General features: G+C 27.8%; 20 protein-coding genes. 8 read left to right on the top strand and 12 right to left on the bottom strand.

The window, feature by feature from the left end:
* Positions 1 to 77: 77 nt before the first annotated feature.
* Genes AMN78_RS01645 through AMN78_RS01620 form a run of 6 tightly spaced genes read left to right on the top strand, consistent with a single transcriptional unit; the run spans position 78 to position 6527 of the window.
* Positions 78 to 884 (top strand): TIGR01459 family HAD-type hydrolase, encoded by an 807-nt coding sequence (locus AMN78_RS01645; RefSeq protein ID WP_256997689.1) that lies wholly within the window; start codon positions 78 to 80, stop codon positions 882 to 884.
* Position 885: 1 nt separating this feature from the next.
* A complete protein-coding gene (locus tag AMN78_RS01640) occupies positions 886 to 1803 on the top strand; it encodes a bifunctional riboflavin kinase/FAD synthetase (RefSeq protein ID WP_075533864.1) in 918 nt (305 codons plus the stop codon).
* Positions 1796 to 4525, top strand: coding sequence for an isoleucine--tRNA ligase (gene ileS, locus AMN78_RS01635; protein ID WP_075533863.1), 2730 nt, complete (start codon positions 1796 to 1798; stop codon positions 4523 to 4525). The genes AMN78_RS01640 and ileS overlap by 8 nt, the downstream gene beginning before the upstream one ends.
* On the top strand, positions 4525 to 5001 hold the full coding sequence (gene lspA / locus AMN78_RS01630; RefSeq protein WP_075533862.1) for a signal peptidase II: 477 nt from the start codon (positions 4525 to 4527) through the stop codon (positions 4999 to 5001). Before ileS ends, lspA begins: the two co-directional genes overlap by 1 nt.
* The gene (locus AMN78_RS01625) at positions 5002 to 5313 is read left to right on the top strand and encodes a DUF3035 domain-containing protein (RefSeq protein WP_075533861.1); all 312 of its coding nucleotides are present in this window, start codon (positions 5002 to 5004) and stop codon (positions 5311 to 5313) included.
* Entirely contained in the window at positions 5310 to 6527 is a 1218-nt protein-coding gene (locus AMN78_RS01620; protein WP_082254519.1) for a hypothetical protein, read from the top strand. The genes AMN78_RS01625 and AMN78_RS01620 overlap by 4 nt, the downstream gene beginning before the upstream one ends.
* Here the strand turns inward: AMN78_RS01620 and rsmD are convergent.
* Entirely contained in the window at positions 6514 to 7077 is a 564-nt protein-coding gene (gene rsmD / locus AMN78_RS01615; RefSeq protein WP_075533860.1) for a 16S rRNA (guanine(966)-N(2))-methyltransferase RsmD, read from the bottom strand. The two genes, AMN78_RS01620 and rsmD, sit on opposite strands and share 14 nt — an antisense overlap.
* Position 7078: 1 nt before the next feature.
* Positions 7079 to 8371, bottom strand: coding sequence for a phosphoribosylamine--glycine ligase (purD, locus tag AMN78_RS01610; RefSeq protein WP_256997688.1), 1293 nt, complete (start codon positions 8369 to 8371; stop codon positions 7079 to 7081).
* On the opposite strand from purD, the gene AMN78_RS01605 reads away from it, so the two are divergent.
* Positions 8370 to 8564, top strand: coding sequence for a DUF2093 domain-containing protein (locus AMN78_RS01605; RefSeq protein ID WP_075533881.1), 195 nt, complete (start codon positions 8370 to 8372; stop codon positions 8562 to 8564). The two genes, purD and AMN78_RS01605, sit on opposite strands and share 2 nt — an antisense overlap.
* Before the next feature lies 1 nt (position 8565).
* Here the strand turns inward: AMN78_RS01605 and AMN78_RS01600 are convergent, their stop codons facing one another.
* From AMN78_RS01600 to ubiA, 5 genes are read right to left on the bottom strand one after another with little or no spacing between them, the layout of a single operon-like run.
* On the bottom strand, positions 8566 to 9423 hold the full coding sequence (locus AMN78_RS01600; protein ID WP_256997687.1) for a lysophospholipid acyltransferase family protein: 858 nt from the start codon (positions 9421 to 9423) through the stop codon (positions 8566 to 8568).
* On the bottom strand, positions 9416 to 10348 hold the full coding sequence (gene lpxK / locus AMN78_RS01595; RefSeq protein WP_075533859.1) for a tetraacyldisaccharide 4'-kinase: 933 nt from the start codon (positions 10346 to 10348) through the stop codon (positions 9416 to 9418). The genes AMN78_RS01600 and lpxK overlap by 8 nt, the downstream gene beginning before the upstream one ends.
* Positions 10335 to 11615: a 3-deoxy-D-manno-octulosonic acid transferase gene (locus AMN78_RS01590; RefSeq protein WP_075533858.1), complete on the bottom strand. Its 1281-nt coding sequence runs from the start codon at positions 11613 to 11615 to the stop codon at positions 10335 to 10337. Before AMN78_RS01590 ends, lpxK begins: the two co-directional genes overlap by 14 nt.
* 5 nt (positions 11616 to 11620) lie before the next feature.
* Positions 11621 to 13363, bottom strand: coding sequence for an ABC transporter ATP-binding protein (locus AMN78_RS01585; protein WP_075533857.1), 1743 nt, complete (start codon positions 13361 to 13363; stop codon positions 11621 to 11623).
* 2 nt (positions 13364 to 13365) lie between these two features.
* The gene (ubiA, locus tag AMN78_RS01580) at positions 13366 to 14220 is read right to left on the bottom strand and encodes a 4-hydroxybenzoate octaprenyltransferase (protein WP_075533856.1); all 855 of its coding nucleotides are present in this window, start codon (positions 14218 to 14220) and stop codon (positions 13366 to 13368) included.
* 53 nt (positions 14221 to 14273) lie between these two features.
* Between ubiA and AMN78_RS01575 the strand changes: the two genes are divergently transcribed.
* On the top strand, positions 14274 to 14684 hold the full coding sequence (locus AMN78_RS01575) for a DUF2721 domain-containing protein (RefSeq protein WP_075533855.1): 411 nt from the start codon (positions 14274 to 14276) through the stop codon (positions 14682 to 14684).
* Position 14685: 1 nt separating this feature from the next.
* Here AMN78_RS01575 and AMN78_RS01570 read toward each other — a convergent pair whose 3' ends face one another.
* From AMN78_RS01570 to AMN78_RS01550, 5 genes are read right to left on the bottom strand one after another with little or no spacing between them, the layout of a single operon-like run.
* A complete protein-coding gene (locus tag AMN78_RS01570) occupies positions 14686 to 14946 on the bottom strand; it encodes a DUF1289 domain-containing protein (RefSeq protein ID WP_075533854.1) in 261 nt (86 codons plus the stop codon).
* Positions 14946 to 15920 (bottom strand): quinone oxidoreductase family protein, encoded by a 975-nt coding sequence (locus AMN78_RS01565; protein WP_075533853.1) that lies wholly within the window; start codon positions 15918 to 15920, stop codon positions 14946 to 14948. Before AMN78_RS01565 ends, AMN78_RS01570 begins: the two co-directional genes overlap by 1 nt.
* 25 nt (positions 15921 to 15945) lie before the next feature.
* Positions 15946 to 16788: a pirin family protein gene (locus AMN78_RS01560; RefSeq protein ID WP_075533852.1), complete on the bottom strand. Its 843-nt coding sequence runs from the start codon at positions 16786 to 16788 to the stop codon at positions 15946 to 15948.
* Between the two features lie 21 nt (positions 16789 to 16809).
* Entirely contained in the window at positions 16810 to 17472 is a 663-nt protein-coding gene (locus tag AMN78_RS01555; protein ID WP_075533851.1) for a haloacid dehalogenase type II, read from the bottom strand.
* A complete protein-coding gene (locus AMN78_RS01550) occupies positions 17473 to 17712 on the bottom strand; it encodes a CDGSH iron-sulfur domain-containing protein (RefSeq protein ID WP_075533850.1) in 240 nt (79 codons plus the stop codon).
* Between the last annotated feature and the right edge of the window lie 55 nt (positions 17713 to 17767).

Below are 17767 nucleotides of genomic sequence, written 5' to 3'. Positions count from 1 at the left end.
TTCAAGAGGCAAAAATCATTAAAAAACCTCGAAAATACTGTATTTTTGATTATTAAAAGAATAGAGAGATAAATAAATTGAGAGAGCTTAATCATCTGTCAGAAATATCTAATAACTATGACACTTTTATAATAGACCTATGGGGTGTTGTGCATAACGGCATTAAGTTGAATTCTAAAGCTATGGAAGTAATAAAAAACTTAAAAATCAATTCAAAAAAGGTTGTTTTTTTGTCTAATGCTCCAAGGCCTAGTTTGAAAGTAATTAATTTTTTACTAAAAATGGGAATGGAAAAAAAATATTTATCAAGTGTAATAACTTCAGGTGAAGCTGCAATGTATGCGATAAACCAAAACAAATTTGGTAAAACTTTTTTTCATTTAGGGCCCCCAAGAGATACATCAGTTTTTGACAAAGTTAAAAAAAATAAAACTAATATTGACCAATGTGATTTCATTTTGTGCACTGGTTTATTTGATGATCACAATGATAATTTGAATTATTATAGAGAATTTTTAAAAAAACATACTTCTAAAAAATTGATTTGTACAAATCCTGATTTAACTGTTCATAGAGGAAATGTTCAGGAATTGTGTGCAGGCTCTATAGCAAAAATCTTCGAAGAACTTGGAGGTAAAGTTTCATATTTTGGAAAGCCTCACCCAGAAGTCTATAATTTATGCTTTAGCAAAAATGAAAAAGTTTTAGCCATAGGGGATAATTTAAGAACCGATATCAAAGGTGCAAATAATTTAAATTTAGATTGTGTATTTATTACACACGGAGTTCATATAGATGAAATTAATAAAAGTTCAGATTTAAATAATCTTTCAGAAACATACAATGTAAAAATTGATTTTTTTCAAAAAGAATTAACTTGGTAATATGAAAACTTATAGTGATGCTAATTTAACAAAAAAACATCAAAAGGGTGTGCTTGCAATTGGAAATTTTGATGGAGTCCATCTAGGTCATCAGAAAGTTATTTTTGAAGCTAAAAAAAAAGCTATGAAAAATAAACTTCCTTTCGGCATAATGACTTTTGAGCCAATACCTGTGATGTTTTTCAATAAAAGAATCAAAAGTCATAGAATTAATTCATTATACCAAAAAATAAATCAATTTAAAAAATTTAAAATTGATTTTCTTATAATTATAAAATTTAACAAAAAATTTTCAAAATTATCAGCTGAACAATTTATAGAAAAAATGATATTTAAAAAAACAAATTGCAAATATTTGTATGTTAGTAAAAATTTTAGATTTGGTTTTAAAAGAAGAGGAAGTATAAAGACACTCAAAAAATTTGAAAAACAATTTGATTATAAAAACTTAATTATTAATCCCTTCAAAAAGAAGAATAAATTAATTTCCTCAACTTTAATACGAAAAAAAATAAGGGAAGGAAAAATTACAGAAGTTAATAAATTATTAAATAGAAACTGGGTTGTAGATGGTAAGGTTATTATGGGAGAAAAAAGGGGTCGAAAAATTGGATTTCCAACATGTAATCTTAAAATGGGAAATTATGTAGTTCCAAGACTTGGTGTTTACGCGGTAAAAGTAAAAACCAGTGATTTTAACAAAAAAGGTATAGCTAATATTGGTTACAGACCTACTTTTAATGGACAAAGTTTATTATTAGAAACAAATATCTTTGGAATTAATAAAAATTTATATAATAAAGTGATAAGTGTGAGTTTTAAAAAATTTATTAGAGGCGAGAAAAAATTTAAAAGTATTGAATTGCTCAAGAAACAAATAAAAACTGATATTAAAAAGGCAAAAAATTACAATGTCTAAAGATTCATTACAATTACCTAAAACAGCTTTTTCAATGAAAGCAAGTTTACCAACTAAAGAGCCGGAGATTTTAAAAAAATGGGATCAAATTAAAATTTTTGAAAAATTGAGAAAAATTTCAAAAGGAAAAGAAAAATTTGTTCTACATGACGGCCCACCATATGCAAATGGTCATATACATATGGGAACTGCCCTTAATAAAATATTAAAAGATATGATTTCACGTTTTCATCAAATGGATGGTAAAGACTCAATTTATGTGCCCGGATGGGATTGCCATGGATTACCCATAGAGTGGAAAATTGAGGAGCAATACAAAAAAAAGAAGAAAAATAAAGATGATGTGCCAATTAAAGATTTTAGGCAGGAATGCAGGGAATTTGCTAAAAATTGGATTGATGTTCATATTAAAGAATTTAAGAGACTGGGCGTAGTTGGCGATTTTGAAAATTATTATTCGACAATGAGTTTTGAAGCAGAAGCTCAGATAGTAAGAGAGCTTGGAAAGTTTCTATTAGATGGAAGTTTATACCAGGGTTTTAAACCCGTTTTGTGGTCTACAGTGGAAAAAACTGCCTTAGCCGATGCCGAGGTCGAATATTTGGATCATACTTCAAATACAATCTACGTTGCTTTTAAGATCAAATCATCCAATAAAGACTATTTAAAAGATGCTAGCGTAGTAATTTGGACCACGACTCCGTGGACTATACCTGCAAATAAAGCATTAGCATTTAATAATAATATTGAATACTCCGTTTTACAAATAGATGAGCTTGAAAACTTTAAAGAGAAGAAAATTGTAGTTGCAAAAAACTTAATTAACTCAATAGTAAAAGATTGTGAAATCAAAAATTACAAAGAACTTAAAACCTTTAAAGGTTCAGACTTTAAAGGAGTAATTTGCAAACATCCATTTTCTGATATGAAATTTGACTATGATGTACCCATGCTAGATGCCCAGTTTGTTAATTTAGAACAAGGAACTGGAGTTGTTCACTGCGCTCCAAGCCATGGCCCTGATGATTTTAATTTATGTTTGAAAAATAACATTCCTTCACTCTATACTGTTGATAGCTCAGGACTTTATACTAAAGAAATACCTTACTTTCAGAACACACATATTTTTAAAGCAGATAAAATTGTAATTGAAAAATTAAAAGAGCAAAATAAATTACTTAAAGATGGAAAGTTAAACCATAGCTACCCACACTCATGGAGATCAAAAGCTCCTTTAATTTATAGGGCGACACCGCAATGGTTTATTTCAATGCAACAAAATGATTTGAGATCTAAAGCGATAAAAGCAATCAATGAAACTACTTTTTACCCTAACAAAGGGAAAGAAAGATTGTTATCTATGATTGAGGGAAGGCCAGATTGGTGTGTTTCAAGACAAAGAGTTTGGGGAGTTCCATTACCAATTTTTATCAATAAAAAAACTAAAAAACCTCTAAAAGATCAAAAAGTTATAGATAGAATTGCAACTATTTATGAGAAACAAGGTTCAGACTGCTGGTTCTCAGATGACCCAAAAATTTTTCTTGGAGAGGATTATGATCCTGCTGATTATGAAAAATTGAATGATATTGTCGAAGTATGGTTTGATAGTGGTTCTACTCATAGCTTCGTTCTCGAAAAACGAAAAGAATTAAAATGGCCAGCAGACATGTATTTAGAAGGGTCCGATCAACATAGAGGCTGGTTTCACTCTTCGTTGTTAGAGTCATGTGGAACTAGAGGCAAAGCACCCTTTGAAAATATTTTATCGCATGGTTTTGTTGTGGACGGGAAAGGGTTAAAAATGTCAAAATCATTAGGCAATGTAATTTCCCCTGAGGATATTCTTAAAAACTATGGAGCAGATATACTTAGACTTTGGGTTGCGGCTTCCGATTATGCAGAGGATATAAGAATTGACAAGACTATACTCTCTCAACACGCAGAGTCTTACAGAAAAATAAGAAATACTTTTAGGTATATGCTTGGAAATTTGAAAGATGAATTTAATCCACAAAATTTTCAAGAAATTAAATTTAAAGAATTTGATGAGTTGGAACAGTTTATATTGCATAGATTATTTGAAATAGAAAAATCTTTTAAGGATAATTTTTATAAATATAATTTTCATAAACTTTATAAAGAGCTAATAAACTTTTGTACTTTAGATCTATCATCATTTTATTTTGATATTAGAAAAGACTCTCTTTATTGTGATAGTTTAAATTCAAAAAAAAGAAAAAATTGTGTTATTATTTTAAACATTATTTTAGAATGTCTGTTAAAATGGTTTGCTCCAATATTGGTTTTTACTTCAGAAGAAATTTATAATTTGGTAGGAAAGGAAAAAAATAGTATTCACGAGAAAAATTTTCCAATAATTCCAGAAGTTTGGGAAAATCCAAAATTAAATGAGAAATGGATAAATTTGTTCAAAATAAAACAAGCCGCAAACATAGCTATTGAGGAAAAAAGAGGAAAAAAAATAATAGGTTCTAGTCTTGAAGCTGACTTAACTATTTCTACTGATGAGAAAAATTTTAATTTTTTAGAGGGATTAGATTTAGCGGAATACTTTATTACCTCTAAGGCTGTAAAACAAAAAACTGATAAAAAAGGTGATCTCAAAATTGAAGTAAAAAAAGCAGAAGGGTCTAAATGTCCTAGATGTTGGAAAATTTTAGAAACAAAATGCGATCGTTGTCAGAAAGTCACTATATAATGAATAAAGTTATTTTTTTAAAAGAGAACATTTTAATGTTTTTTCTAATTCTTTTTGTTTTTTTTTTAGACAGATATTCCAAAACTTTCATGCTTAGTAATTTAAATGAAAATCTTATTTACATAAATGATTTCATGAATTTTGATTTAATCTGGAACACTGGAATTGGATTTGGATTTTTAAGTACTGACTCTAATTTAATATATAACACTATTTCGGTAATAGTGGGAATAATTGTAATTGCCTTAATTTTTATTTCATTAAAATCTGACAAGTTTGATAAAACTGCATTTTCTCTTATAATCGGCGGAGCACTTGGAAATTTTTACGATAGAATTTTGTTTAAAGCTGTGCCAGATTTTATAGATATTCATTATGGTAATTTTCATTGGTTTACATTCAATATTGCAGATATTTTTATTACAATTGGCGTTATATGTTTCATAACTAAAGGTTTTTTTATAAAAGACAAATAAATGAAAAAAATTTTATTAACTTTATTTTTACCTTCAATCTTGCTTTCTTGTACTACCTTCGAGGAAGCAGGAAAAGTTTTAAGAAATGAAAAAATAAAGTCTACAGATGAATTTTTAGTGAAGAAAAAAGAGCCGTTAGTTTTGCCACCAGATTTTAATAAAATTCCTGAGCCAGGTTCTTTGTCTAAAAAAAAAGATGACGAAGATGAGGATAGAATTAAAAAAATTTTAAAATCTCCAAGCTCTAACAAACCAAAAGAAAATAACCCATCCTCAGTTGAAGACACTATAATAGATAGAATACGTAAGTGAAAAATAATAAATTCATATTCGAAAATAATATATATCCAAAATATTTAAATAAAAAATTATCTAATAAATTTTATAAAAAATATTTCAAAATTGAAAAAGAAGTAACAGCTCAAATTGACGAACCGGAAAATGTTTATAATATTTTAAGTAAAAAATTCAGATTAAGTTTTAAAATCAAAGATTTGCAAAAATTTAAAAAGTATAAAAATATTGCAATTATTGGAATGGGGGGCTCAGTCCTTGGATCTCATGCAATATTTAAGTTTTTAGAAAAAAAAATTAAAAAGAACTTATTTTTTTTTGATAACATTGATTATGAAAAAGCCTTAGATTTTAAACAACAAATAAATAAAAAATCTGTTCTTTTTATTGTAATTTCAAAATCAGGCAATACGATTGAAACTATTTCAAATTTTTTTTTTATAAATAAAATAAAAAAAAATCAAAAAAATTTGATTTTAATTTCAGAAAAAAAAAATAATGCATTATTTGAAATATCAAAAAAATATAATTTATTTCATGTCGAGCATAAACATTATATCGGGGGAAGATATTCAGTTTTGTCTGAAGTTGGTATTTTGCCAGCGTATCTTATGGGAATAAATATTTTCTCTCTCAGAAAAAATCTAAAAAATTTTTATTTATCAATTAAAGGATCTTTTCTTAAAGAGAGTAGTGTTAAAGTTGCCAATATAGTTTGTCACAAAAAATTAAAGAGCCTTATATTTTTAAACTACTCACCAAGATTAGAAAAATTTCTGTATTGGTGTCAGCAACTTATTGCTGAAAGCTTAGGAAAAAAAGGAAAGGGACTAATGCCTGTAATATCCTCAGCGCCGAAAGACCACCATAGTGCGTTACAACTATACCTTGATGGACCAAAGGATAAATTATTTCATATATTTAGCTTAGATGAGAATGTAAGAAAAAAAATTAAGATAAAAAAAGTCTCTAAATATATAGATTATCTACATAACAAAGATCTAATTGAAATTAGAAATGCACAAAAAGAGGCGTTAATAAAAACTTTTAAAAAAAATAAAATTCCTTTTAGGGAACTTAAAATCAAAAAATACGATGAAGAGACGCTAAGTCAATTATTCTCTTATTTTATTTTAGAAATTTCTATTGTTGGAAAAATATTGGGAATTAATCCATTTGATCAACCAGCAGTAGAGCAAGTAAAAAAAATTACTAAAATTAATCTAAGTTAAACTTGCCAAAGATAATTTCAGAACGTCCATATTGACGTGTCATTAAAACATTTAAAATTTCATCAAGTTTATCATGAGTATTTTTTTCACGATGAATGATAACAAGATGTTTGTTGTTAAAACATTTTTTCTTACTTATTTTTTGTAGGATTTCAATAAAATTATTCTCCTTAAAAGGAGGGTCAAAAAAAAATATATCATATTTATATTTTAAAAAATTATTAGTATTTTTTATTTCTTGATTGAAAACTTTTGCTTGTTTAACGATCGATAAATTAATTAAATTTTCTTTCAATAAATTAATTATTTTTTGCTCTTTTTCAACAAAGGTTACGTTTTTAGCCCCACGAGATATACACTCTATTCCAAAAGATCCAATACCTGAATATAAGTCTAATATTTTTGCTTTATTAATTTGGATTTCAATTTTGTTAGAGTGTTTCAAAATATTAAAAATATTCTCTTTTACAGAATCTTTTAAAGGTCTAGTTATCTTTGATTTTACAAATTGTATTTGTCTTCCTTTCAATTTGCCACTAATTATCCTCATTTTAATTTATTATCTTCCAACCTATATCTTTTCTGAAAAAACCGGATTTCCAGTTAATCTTTTTTATAATTTTAATTATATCTTTTCTTACTTTGGTTAGATTATTTCCGATAGATGTAATATTGAGAACCCTTCCACCGACCGAATAAATCTTATTTTGGAAAAGTTTAGTTCCAGCATGAAAAATAAAACTATTTTCTTTTAATTTTAAATCTTTTAGATTATTAACTCTCACATTTTTTTTATACTTTCCTGGATAACCCTTTGAACATAAAACTATTGTCATGCTTTTCTCTTTTCGCCATTTAATTTTAATATTTTTTAGGTTGTCATTAATAGTATTTTTAATAATTGAAAGTAAATCTGTTTTTAATCTTGGTAATATTACTTGGCACTCTGGGTCTCCCATTCTTACATTATATTCTATTAAGTAAGGCTCATTATTTTTTATCATTAAGCCTACGTATAAAATACCTTTGTAAGGTTGTTTTTTTTTCTTCAGTGCGGTTAAAGTTGGCTTAACAATTTTTTCAATAATTTTCTTTTCTACCTCTTTATTTATGATAAGGGCTGGGGAATATGCACCCATCCCCCCTGTATTGGGGCCTCTATCTTTTTCTCCTACACGTTTGTGATCTTGTGCTGTACCGAAAAATTTAAAATTATTTTTGTCAACGACCAAAAAATAACTTGCTTCCTCACCTTTAAGAAATTCCTCTAAAACAACCTTTTTTGAAGATTTAAACTTGCCTTTAAAAATTTCATCCGAGATATTTAATACTGCTTTTTTATTTTTGCAAATAGTTACACCCTTTCCAGCAGCAAGACCATCTGCTTTTACTACTATTGGAAAATTACTAATTTTTAAAAAATTTTTGACATGTCTTAAAGATCTACAAATTTTAAAATTTGCAGTTGGAATTTTATTAGCTTTGCATAAGTTTTTCATAAATGCCTTTGACCCTTCTAATTTTGAAGCATATTTATTTGGTCCAAATACTTTTACTTTTTTTTTATTAAGGAAGTTTACCAACCCTTTTACCAAAGGTTCTTCTGGTCCAACGATAACAATATCAATTTTATGAAACTTTATAAGTTTATAAATCTTATTAAAGTTTAGAATATCTACGTCAATATTTGTTGCTATATCTGCAGTGCCAGCATTGCCTGGAAAACAAAAGATTTTTTTTGAGGACCTTGACTCAAACAGTTTTTGGCATAAAGCATGTTCTCTGCCTCCACTCCCTATTAATCCAATATTCATATCTATTGATATAATGTATAATTTAAACATGATTGAAAAAAAAGCTAAACTTCTTTTCAAACACAATTCTTTCGAGATTATTGAAGAAGGAGATTATGTCTTGTGTGCTGTTTCAGGAAAAAAAATTAAATTACAAGATTTAAATTATTGGAATGTAGATTTGCAAGAAGCTTATTATTCTCCTATTGAGGTAGACAAAAAATACCAAAAATTAAATAGATAAACTATTTCCATCTATTATGAGTCCAAATCCATTGAGTTGGATTTCTCATTACCATCTTTTCAAGAACTTCATTCAACTTTTTTGTAAGTTTAAGTTTATCATGAAAGTCTTCAGACTTTATTTCATTTTGAAATTCTACTACAAATTTATTATTTGATTTTCGTTGAATAAAAACTGGAACAATAGATAATTTATATTTTAATGCTAGTTGAGCAGGAAGGGTAGTGGTTAAAGCTGGTTTCTTAAAAAAATTGATTTTCACTCCCTCACTTACTCTTTGATCAATCATCAAAGCAATACTAAAATCATTTTTTATGTATTCAATAGCATCTCTTACCCCGTTCAATCCTTTTTTTATTTGATTCTTACAAATAAACTTTTTCCTTAGAAATTCCATAAATGGATTTAAAAAAATATTATTTAGCGGCCTATAGATTGTAGCTAATTTAATATTTCTTTTTGTTATTTCCATAGACATTAATTCAAAATTTGCAAAATGACCTGAGACAAAGATCAAAGGTCTTTTTTTTGAAATTGCAATATTTAGATTTTCATCACCCTTAAACTCTATATGGGAAGAATTTTTTCTAAAAGTATTTAAAAATATATACTCGATAAATGTCATTCCATAGTTTTCCCACATTTCTAATATAATTTGTTTTTTATTAATATTTGGAACTTCTGAAGCAAAGATACTAAGATTTTTATCTATAATTTTTTTGGATTTGAAAGTAGGTGCAACTAATTTAAAAATCGAGGAGAATATTATTCTACTCAACTTAATACCAACTAACTTTCCTATTATAAAAAATAAATAAACAATAATTGCTTGAAAAAAATATTTTAAAAACTTAATCATATTTATCTGAAATTAACTTAATTAATTTTTCATAATTATCAATTTTCAATATAATTTTTAGATATTTTATTTCATTGTAATTAAATTTTTTTACTTTAAAGTAATCTTTCTCAGTCATTACAATTTGAAGATTCCTTTCATTAGCATATTTCACTATATTTACTATTTCTGACCTTTTAAACTGATAGTGATCGGGAAAAATGATTTTTTTTTCTATATCGAGCCCTTCTTTGAGAAGTAAGTCAAAAAAGTTTTTAGGGTTTGCAATTCCTGCTAGTGCTAGTAATTTTTTTTTCTTAAATTCATTTGAATTTAAAGAATAATAATTTGAGTAAAAAATATACAGGTTTTTATTATATTGTAAAATTTTTTGCTCAAATTCTAAATTTTTTTTACCATTAATAATAACCACTTGAGAGTCCTTAAGCGCATCTAAACTCTCTCTTAAGGGGCCCGAAGGAATTACCATACCATTCCCAATTAATTGATTTTGATTGAAACAAATAATATTAAAATTCTTTTTTATTGTATAATCTTGAAAACCATCATCAAGAATAACAGAGTCGTAAGATTTATTTTCTGCCTCTAAAATTGCTTCAGATCTTTTTAAATTTACGTGTAAGTCTTTATGATATTTTCGTATTAATTCATATTCATCTTCTTGATCTAAATAAAATTTTCTTATTATAGAGGGTTTTTTTCCAATTTTAACTAATTCATTTGCAATCAAAATAGCAGTTGGAGTTTTACCAGTACCTCCTAAATATATATTACCAATACAAATAACTGGAATATTAAATTTTTTACTTTTAATAAACTTCTTCTTAAAAAAAATCACTAGTTTGACTAAAACAGTAAAAGGAAAAAGAATAATGGAATAAAAACTTTTTTTTTGATCCCAAAATTTTGGTTTATTTATTTTCATTTATAAAAAGTTTTATTTGTTTCATTGAGTCATTAAGTATTTTTTGCTCAAGGTGGTTTATTAAAGAAATAAAATCTACATTATTTTCTTTTGAACTGTTTAAATCTAGTATTAAGTTATCTACCAATTCTCTACAATTATTTACCTGTTTAGAAACATTTTGTTGCGCAAGAAGTAGATAAATATCTTTAAAATTGTAAATGAAAGGACCATGATAAATTTTGCATCCTAGTTTTGCAGCCTCTATTGGATTTTGACCTCCCACTTCTTCAAATTTTTTAATTGTGGATTTTCCAATAAATACACTTTTAGAATATTTATAAAAACTTTGTAATTTTCCAATAGAGTTAATTATTATTATTTCTTTATCATTTAAAATCTTATCCTCAGGATTTAATATTTGGCAAGTAAGGTTTAAACTTTCTCCTATCTTCTTTATCTTATCAACTCTTGAAATATGCCTTGGCACAATAATTGTTTTAACATTTTTTATCTTCTTTTGAAGTTCTATATGTGTATTTAAACAAAATTCATCTTCTCCTTCATGTGTGCTTGCAGCTAACCAAAATTTATTAGATTTTAAAAATTCGTTATTATTATTAAAAAGTTGAGTACTTTCTATATTTTCACAAAATTTTAAATTTCCAAAATAAAAAATATTCTTTGCATTTAAATTTTCAAGAAATTTTTTTGTTTCTTGATTTGAAACAATACATAAATCAAACAATCCAAAAATTGATCGAGCCAGTTTAGGAAAAAGAATCCATCTTTTATAAGTTTTTTTTGTAATCCTAGCATTAATAATTCCTAAAGGAATTTTTCTTTTTTTTGCTAAAAAAATCAAATTAGGCCAAATTTCTGAGTCAACTAGAAATATGAAATCTGGTTTCCAGTTTGTAAGAAATTTTCTCATCAAAAAATTTACATCTAATGGTAAAAATCTATGAGTAGCATTTTTAAATTTTTTTAATTCTGTTTTTGCAAGATTTGCAGAACTAATTGTAAGTGTGGTAACAAGAATTTCTAAATTATCGTATTTTTTTTCTAATTCTTTTATAATTGGAAGAATACTTTTTAACTCACCTATACTTGCTGCATGAAACATAATTAACTTTGAGTTGTTAGTTCTTTTCACATTAAAACTCGAAGGAAAAATTTTTTCTTTGTATCTATTTCTATCTTCTTTGTTAAAAATCTTTCTTAAAAAAACCAATATTACCAGTAATGGATAAATTATGAAAGCTGTAGTCCCGTATAGGAGTTTCATCAATTTTACTTAAGTTGGTTTTGGTACAATGACTTATATTCTTCACAGTCTCTTAACAAATTTTTATGGTTACCAGAGTCAATCACACTACCATTTTTAAAAACAATAATTTTATCTGAACTGTGAATAGTTGATAGTCTATGCGCAATTACTATTGTAGTTTTATTTTTTATCAAATAATTTATTGCATTTTGAACTATCCTTTCTGATTCTGTATCCAAAGAGGAAGTTGCCTCATCCAACAATATAATTGAAGAGTTCTTTATAATAGCTCTGGCTATTGATATTCTTTGTTTTTGTCCTCCAGATAATTTGACTCCATTTTCTCCTACGAAGCTGTCATATTTATTTGGTAATTTATTAATAAACTCATCAGCTGCAGCAAATTTACATGCAGTTTCAATGTCTTTTTGAGTAGCTTTTGGGTTTGCGTAAGAAATATTATTTTTAATAGAATCATCAAATAGGACTATATCTTGACTTACTAAGGAGATATGTTTTCTTACAGAATTTAGTCTCACTTTCTTGATATCTTGACCGTCTATTTGAACTAGGCCATTTTGTGGGTCATAAAATCTTGGAATTAAATTGATAATTGTGCTTTTTCCAGCTCCGCTTTGCCCTACAAGAGCTGTAATTTTTCCTCCTTCCATTTTTAAATTGATATTTTTTACAGCCTTTTCATTGGTAGTTTCGTACTTAAAATCAACATTTGTGAATTCGATATTGCAATCAGTCATATTAAGTTCAGGCAAACTATCATCATTTTTAATTTCTATAGGTTTATCAATTACTTTAAAAATTCTCTTAGCAGCAACCGATCCTTGATGTATCGTCATATTAATTGTAGCAAGGGAGCGAACTGGTTGATAAGCAAGCATCATTGCAGCCAAAAAAGAAAAAAAATTATTTACCTCTAATTCACCTGCATTAATTAACTTACCGGAGTAAAAAATAAAACCTGCAATCATAATTCCTGTTAATACCTCCATTATGGGAGTTGCTCTTATTACAAGACTTGCTAATCTTATATTTTTGTCGACTAGTTGTGATATAACCTCTTGAGAATGTTTTTCTTCATCATTTTCTTTTTGATAAACTCTTATCATTTTAGATGCCTTAAAAATATCTGATAAAAAAGAAGCTAGTTTTCCAGAAATTTCACTCGCTTGAAAAGTTGCTTTTCCCACCTTTTTTCCAAGATTTTTAGCCAGACCTGCTGCCAAAGGTATCATAATCATTGCAAACAAAGCTAGTTTCCAATTTTGATAAAACATTAAACCCACCAAGAAAATTACCGAAAAAGAATCTTTCATAATATTCAATACCCCAGTGCTAACAAGTTGGTGTATTTGCCCACAATCGTACATAATATTAGAGATATATTTTCCAGAATGTCTAGAGTCTAAAGTTTGGATATCTGAAAATAAAATTGATTTAGCCAACTTTTTCTGCATTTCACCGGAAATTTTTTGCCCGACCTTTAAAATATTTAATCTTGCAAAATATAATGAGAGGCCTTTTGATGCAAAAGCGATTACTATTCCTATAGGTATTAACCAAGCCAAGGTTTGATCTTTTTCGACAAATATTTTTTTTACAGCAGGATCCAAAAGCCATGCAGTTGCCGAGGTAGATCCAGCGACGAATATAGACAAGACTAAACAAAACAAAATTGTTTTAATATGATATCTTACGTACTCTCTATAAAGTCTCTTTAAAATAAGTTTTAATTCTTCTAATTCCATTTTTATATTGAATAAATCGATAAAAATAAGATCAAGCCAGATAAATTGTTGGTTTTAAAAGCTTGTAGACAAGTTTTTTCTTTTTCTTTTTTAAAAATTTTAATTTGAAAAATCAATGTTAAAAAAAATATTAACAAAAAAAGAGTAAAAAAATTAATACCTAAATAGTTCTCAAATACAAAAATTAAAAATAAAGCACTTAAAAAATAACAACTACCTACAAAAATCTTAATATTTTTTTTAAATTTTATTGAAGTCGACTTAAGGCCTATAATTTCATCATCTGACATATCTTGTGCTCCGTAAATCGTGTCATAGCCCAATGTCCAAAATATGGCCGAGATATATAAAATTAGAATTTCGAGTGAAATTTCATTGTTCATCGAAGTCCAAGCCATAATTAGTCCCCAATTAAAAGTAATTCCCAAAAATAATTGTGGCCAATAAGTAATCCTTTTCATAAATGGGTAAGAAAAAGCAAGAACCATTGACCCCAAACCTAGAGTAATTGTATACCAGTTAAACTGAATTAAAATTAAAAAAGCTAGTGAGCAGAGAGCTATAACATATAAAAATGCACGATTAACAGAAATCAAATTAGAGGCTATAGGTCTTTTTTTTGTTCTCTTAACTTTTTTATCAAAGTCTCTATCTACAATATCATTAAAAATACACCCTGCACTTCTCATTAATACTGAACCTAAAAAAAACAAAACTAGATATTGTATATATAAATAATTATTTTGATTAAAACTAAAAGCGTAAGTTAAACCCCATGCGCATGGCCAAAACAAAAGCATAAAACCAATTGGTTTATTTAATCTAGTTAAATCTATGAATATCTTTAAATGCTTCATTAAATATTACTTGTAAATATCAAACACTATCTTCATAATCAATTTGATTCGAAATGGATATAGACTACACAGTAGCAGCTTTAATGTTCCCGGCCATCCCTTTAATGATGACAATGTATAGTAATCGTTTTCATACTTTAAGCGCATTAATTAGACAACTGCACGACAAATTTACTTTTGAAAAAAAAGTTCCACCAGAATTAGAAAAACAACTTCATGTATTAAATAAAAGAGCAAATTTTCTTAAATACGTAATGGGGTTTTCGTCATTTGGATTTCTTTTCAATATGCTTACGGTATTACTATTATATTTAAATTTAACATTTTATGCTAGGCTAAGTTTTGCGTTGTGCTGTGTATGTATGATTATCTCAATTTTTTTATTTTTACAGGAAGTTAGAATGTCTAATGAAGCATTGAAATATCACCTTAGTGATATGGATTCTATGAAAAAGGATTTATAAATCAATCCTCTAAAAGTTTTTTTTTAAAAAGTGAAATTCCTTGGTTAACTTTATGATTGTAAGATTCTTCAAAAGTACTTAATTGCCACCCTTGCATTCTTGATTTTATTTTCTCAATATTCGCTAATTTCCATTCATTACTAATATTTTCATCTTTCCATTGTTTTTTTTCTTCGTTAGTTCTAGCGCATCCATAACAGTAGCCAGTTACAGGATCAGTTTTACAAATACTAATACAAGGAGAAATTATTTTTTTTGACATTAAGGAAGTAAGATTGCTGGACCAATTAATTTCCTTGCCTCAAGATCTGCGTGAGCGTTCTTAGCGTCTGCAAGTTTATACTTTTTTGAAATTCTAATTTTTATTTTTCCAAATTTTACCTTCTCAAAAATTTGATCAGCTCCAACTTGAAGTTCTTTTCTATTACTAAAGTACTGTCCAATAGAAGGCCTTGTAAAGTAAAGGCCTTTGGGCTGGATTTCTTTAGGAACATTAATAGGATCTAAAGGTCCAGATGCATTTCCAAAACTTATCATCATACCTCTTGTTGAAAGACATTCTAATGATCCATGGAATGTTTTTTTTCCAACACCATCAAAAACTACAGGCACTCCTTTATTTTTAGTAATTTTCATAACCTCTTTGGCAAAATTATCTTTTGTATAATTAATGACATAAGAGTAACCATTTTCTTCAGCTATTTTGATTTTATCATCAGAGCCGACTGTTCCAATTACTTTTGCTCCAATACTATTAGCCCATTGAGCAAAAATTTGGCCTACTCCTCCAGCTGCTGCATGAAAAAGAACTGTTTCACCAGCTTTAAGCCTATAAGTTTTGGTAAGTAAATAATTAGTAGTTAAACCTTTTGTCATTAAAGTTGCAGCTAACTCGTGTGAAATTCCATCTGGAATTTTAACAGCTATTTTAGATGGGATTATTCTTTGCTGAGCATAAGCTCCTAATGGAACAGAGGCGTATGCAATATTGTCACCTTTATTAAACTCAGAAACATTTGGACCCACTTCATCAATTTTTCCAGCAGCTTCCAAACCAATACCACTAGGCAAATTGATGGGGTACAAACCAGATCTATGATAAGTATCAATATAATTTAATCCAATTGCATGATTTGTAACTTTGATTTCATCAGCACCTGGGGATGCAACGTTTACATCCTGAAGTTCTAATACTTCGGGACCTCCGTTTTTTTTAATTACGATAGATTTAGGCATTTTTTACGGGAACGTACTTTAACTTTTAGTATTTAGCAAATGTTCCGTTGTTATAGTCTTGAATAGCCTCAAGTATCTCAGCTTTTGTATTCATCACAAATGGCCCACCTCTTGCAATAGGTTCGCCAATTGGCTTACCAGCTATAAATAAAAATTCAGATTTTTTGCTAGCTTTAATTTTTAATTTAGTTCCTCGCTCTAATAATATTAAGTTTGAGTCAGCTGTTTTATTGTGGGCTTTCCCTCCTATATTTAATTCACCTTTTAATAGGTATACAAAAGAGTTATGTCCTGATGGTACATCACAGTTAAATTCTTTTTTTTCATTTAAAATTATATGAAAATAAATGGGATCAACGTTATGATTTTTCTCTGGTCCCTCAGCTTTTTCGTATTTGCCTGCGATTACTTTTACAATTTTCTCACTATCTTCGTGTTGTCCGAGCTCGTTTCCTTTTATATAAAGGTATTCAGGCTTGTTCTTTTTCATTTTAGCTGGCATGTTTATCCAAAGTTGAAAGCCTAATAACTTACCTTCCTTCATAGCAGGCATTTCGGAGTGAATAATTCCTCTTCCAGTTTTCATCCATTGTACATCTCCAGATGTCATAATACCTTTAGCTCCAGTGCTATCTTGATGTTCAAACTCTCCGTTTAACATGTAAGTTACTGTTTCTATTCCTCTGTGTGGATGTGGTGGAAAACCAGCTACATAATCATCTTTATTTTCAGAACCAAATTCATCAAGCATTAAGAATGGATCGATATAATCTGCTTCTGGAGTTCCTATGCTTCTTTTTAATTTTACTCCTGCACCATCTGAGGCATTTAAGGCTTTAATAATTTTTTTTACTTCGATTTGAGACATAGAAATATTTATAATGGAAGTTTAGACTATATCAAGTAGCTGCGTTAAATTGCTAATCTCATTTTTTGGCTGAAAATCGAGGATATCAAATACTGAGTTATGTCTATTAACCCAAATAGAATTATATCCAAAGTTTCCACCTCCTGAAACATCCCATGTATTCGCGCTTAAAAAAGTAATTTCATCATGTTTAATTTTATATTTTTTAATCGGTATTTCATAAACTCTTGGGTCAGGTTTATAAATTTTAACTTCTTCAATAGAAAAAAGATCATTAAATAAATTATCTAACTTATTAGTTTCAACTAGTTCATTTAGAAGATCTAGTGTCCCATTAGAAAGTATAGCAAGTTTGAAGTTTTTCTTTTTTAAATCTTCCAGGACTCCTTTTACTTCGGGATAAGGAGATAAAATTTTGTAAAGACTAAGCAATTCATTTTTCATATTTTTATTAATATTGAATACTTTCATTGATTTATCCAAACTATCCTCAGTAATATCCCAAAAATTTTTATGTCTTTTCATTAAACTTCTAAGCCAAGTATATTCAAGCTGAGTAGTTCTCCAAAAATTTGCAAATGTTTCCCACTTAGCTCCAATTTTATCTTTACATCTTTTAGCAGCTGAATTTACATCGAACAATGTACCGTAAGCATCAAACACTACTGCCTTTGTTTTCATCATTTATTTTAAGTTATGTGAACCATCACATAATGGTTGATCATTTGTTTGTTTGCATGTGCAGAAAAAAACTTTTTTAGATTGATCAGCTACATATTTAAAAGGCACAAACTCAGTTCCTTTATGTGAACTATCACAAAAAGGTTGCTTAGAACTAATTCCACAAGTACACCAAAAATAAGATTTTCCCTCTAATACATCAATGCCAATTGGGGAATCTCCAGCTCTATTTCCTTTTTTCATTAAAGCTCCTTTATATCTTCAAAATTTGTTTATATTATAGACATTAATGAATATT

Origin of the sequence: Candidatus Pelagibacter communis, assembly GCF_001179945.1 — a bacterium.
Lineage (GTDB): Bacteria > Pseudomonadota > Alphaproteobacteria > Pelagibacterales > Pelagibacteraceae > Pelagilacustribacter > Pelagilacustribacter ubique_A.
This window is presented reverse-complemented; position numbering and strand designations above follow the sequence as displayed.

Excerpts from the sequence above, each read along its gene's own strand:
- AMN78_RS01585 (WP_075533857.1), bottom strand. The coding sequence starts at position 13,363 with ATGGAATTAGAAGAATTAAAACTTATTTTAAAGAGACTTTATAGAGAG.
- ubiA (WP_075533856.1), bottom strand. The coding sequence starts at position 14,220 with ATGAAGCATTTAAAGATATTCATAGATTTAACTAGATTAAATAAACCA.
- AMN78_RS01560 (WP_075533852.1), bottom strand. The coding sequence starts at position 16,788 with ATGTCTCAAATCGAAGTAAAAAAAATTATTAAAGCCTTAAATGCCTCA.
- rsmD (WP_075533860.1), bottom strand. The coding sequence starts at position 7,077 with ATGAGGATAATTAGTGGCAAATTGAAAGGAAGACAAATACAATTTGTA.
- AMN78_RS01550 (WP_075533850.1), bottom strand. The coding sequence starts at position 17,712 with ATGAAAAAAGGAAATAGAGCTGGAGATTCCCCAATTGGCATTGATGTA.
- AMN78_RS01600 (WP_256997687.1), bottom strand. The coding sequence starts at position 9,423 with ATGATTAAGTTTTTAAAATATTTTTTTCAAGCAATTATTGTTTATTTA.
- AMN78_RS01555 (WP_075533851.1), bottom strand. The coding sequence starts at position 17,472 with ATGATGAAAACAAAGGCAGTAGTGTTTGATGCTTACGGTACATTGTTC.
- lpxK (WP_075533859.1), bottom strand. The coding sequence starts at position 10,348 with ATGAAAATAAATAAACCAAAATTTTGGGATCAAAAAAAAAGTTTTTAT.
- AMN78_RS01575 (WP_075533855.1), top strand. The coding sequence starts at position 14,274 with ATGGATATAGACTACACAGTAGCAGCTTTAATGTTCCCGGCCATCCCT.
- purD (WP_256997688.1), bottom strand. The coding sequence starts at position 8,371 with ATGTTTAAATTATACATTATATCAATAGATATGAATATTGGATTAATA.
- AMN78_RS01605 (WP_075533881.1), top strand. The coding sequence starts at position 8,370 with ATGATTGAAAAAAAAGCTAAACTTCTTTTCAAACACAATTCTTTCGAG.
- AMN78_RS01570 (WP_075533854.1), bottom strand. The coding sequence starts at position 14,946 with ATGTCAAAAAAAATAATTTCTCCTTGTATTAGTATTTGTAAAACTGAT.
- ileS (WP_075533863.1), top strand. The coding sequence starts at position 1,796 with ATGTCTAAAGATTCATTACAATTACCTAAAACAGCTTTTTCAATGAAA.
- lspA (WP_075533862.1), top strand. The coding sequence starts at position 4,525 with ATGAATAAAGTTATTTTTTTAAAAGAGAACATTTTAATGTTTTTTCTA.
- AMN78_RS01625 (WP_075533861.1), top strand. The coding sequence starts at position 5,002 with ATGAAAAAAATTTTATTAACTTTATTTTTACCTTCAATCTTGCTTTCT.
- AMN78_RS01590 (WP_075533858.1), bottom strand. The coding sequence starts at position 11,615 with ATGAAACTCCTATACGGGACTACAGCTTTCATAATTTATCCATTACTG.
- AMN78_RS01565 (WP_075533853.1), bottom strand. The coding sequence starts at position 15,920 with ATGCCTAAATCTATCGTAATTAAAAAAAACGGAGGTCCCGAAGTATTA.
- AMN78_RS01640 (WP_075533864.1), top strand. The coding sequence starts at position 886 with ATGAAAACTTATAGTGATGCTAATTTAACAAAAAAACATCAAAAGGGT.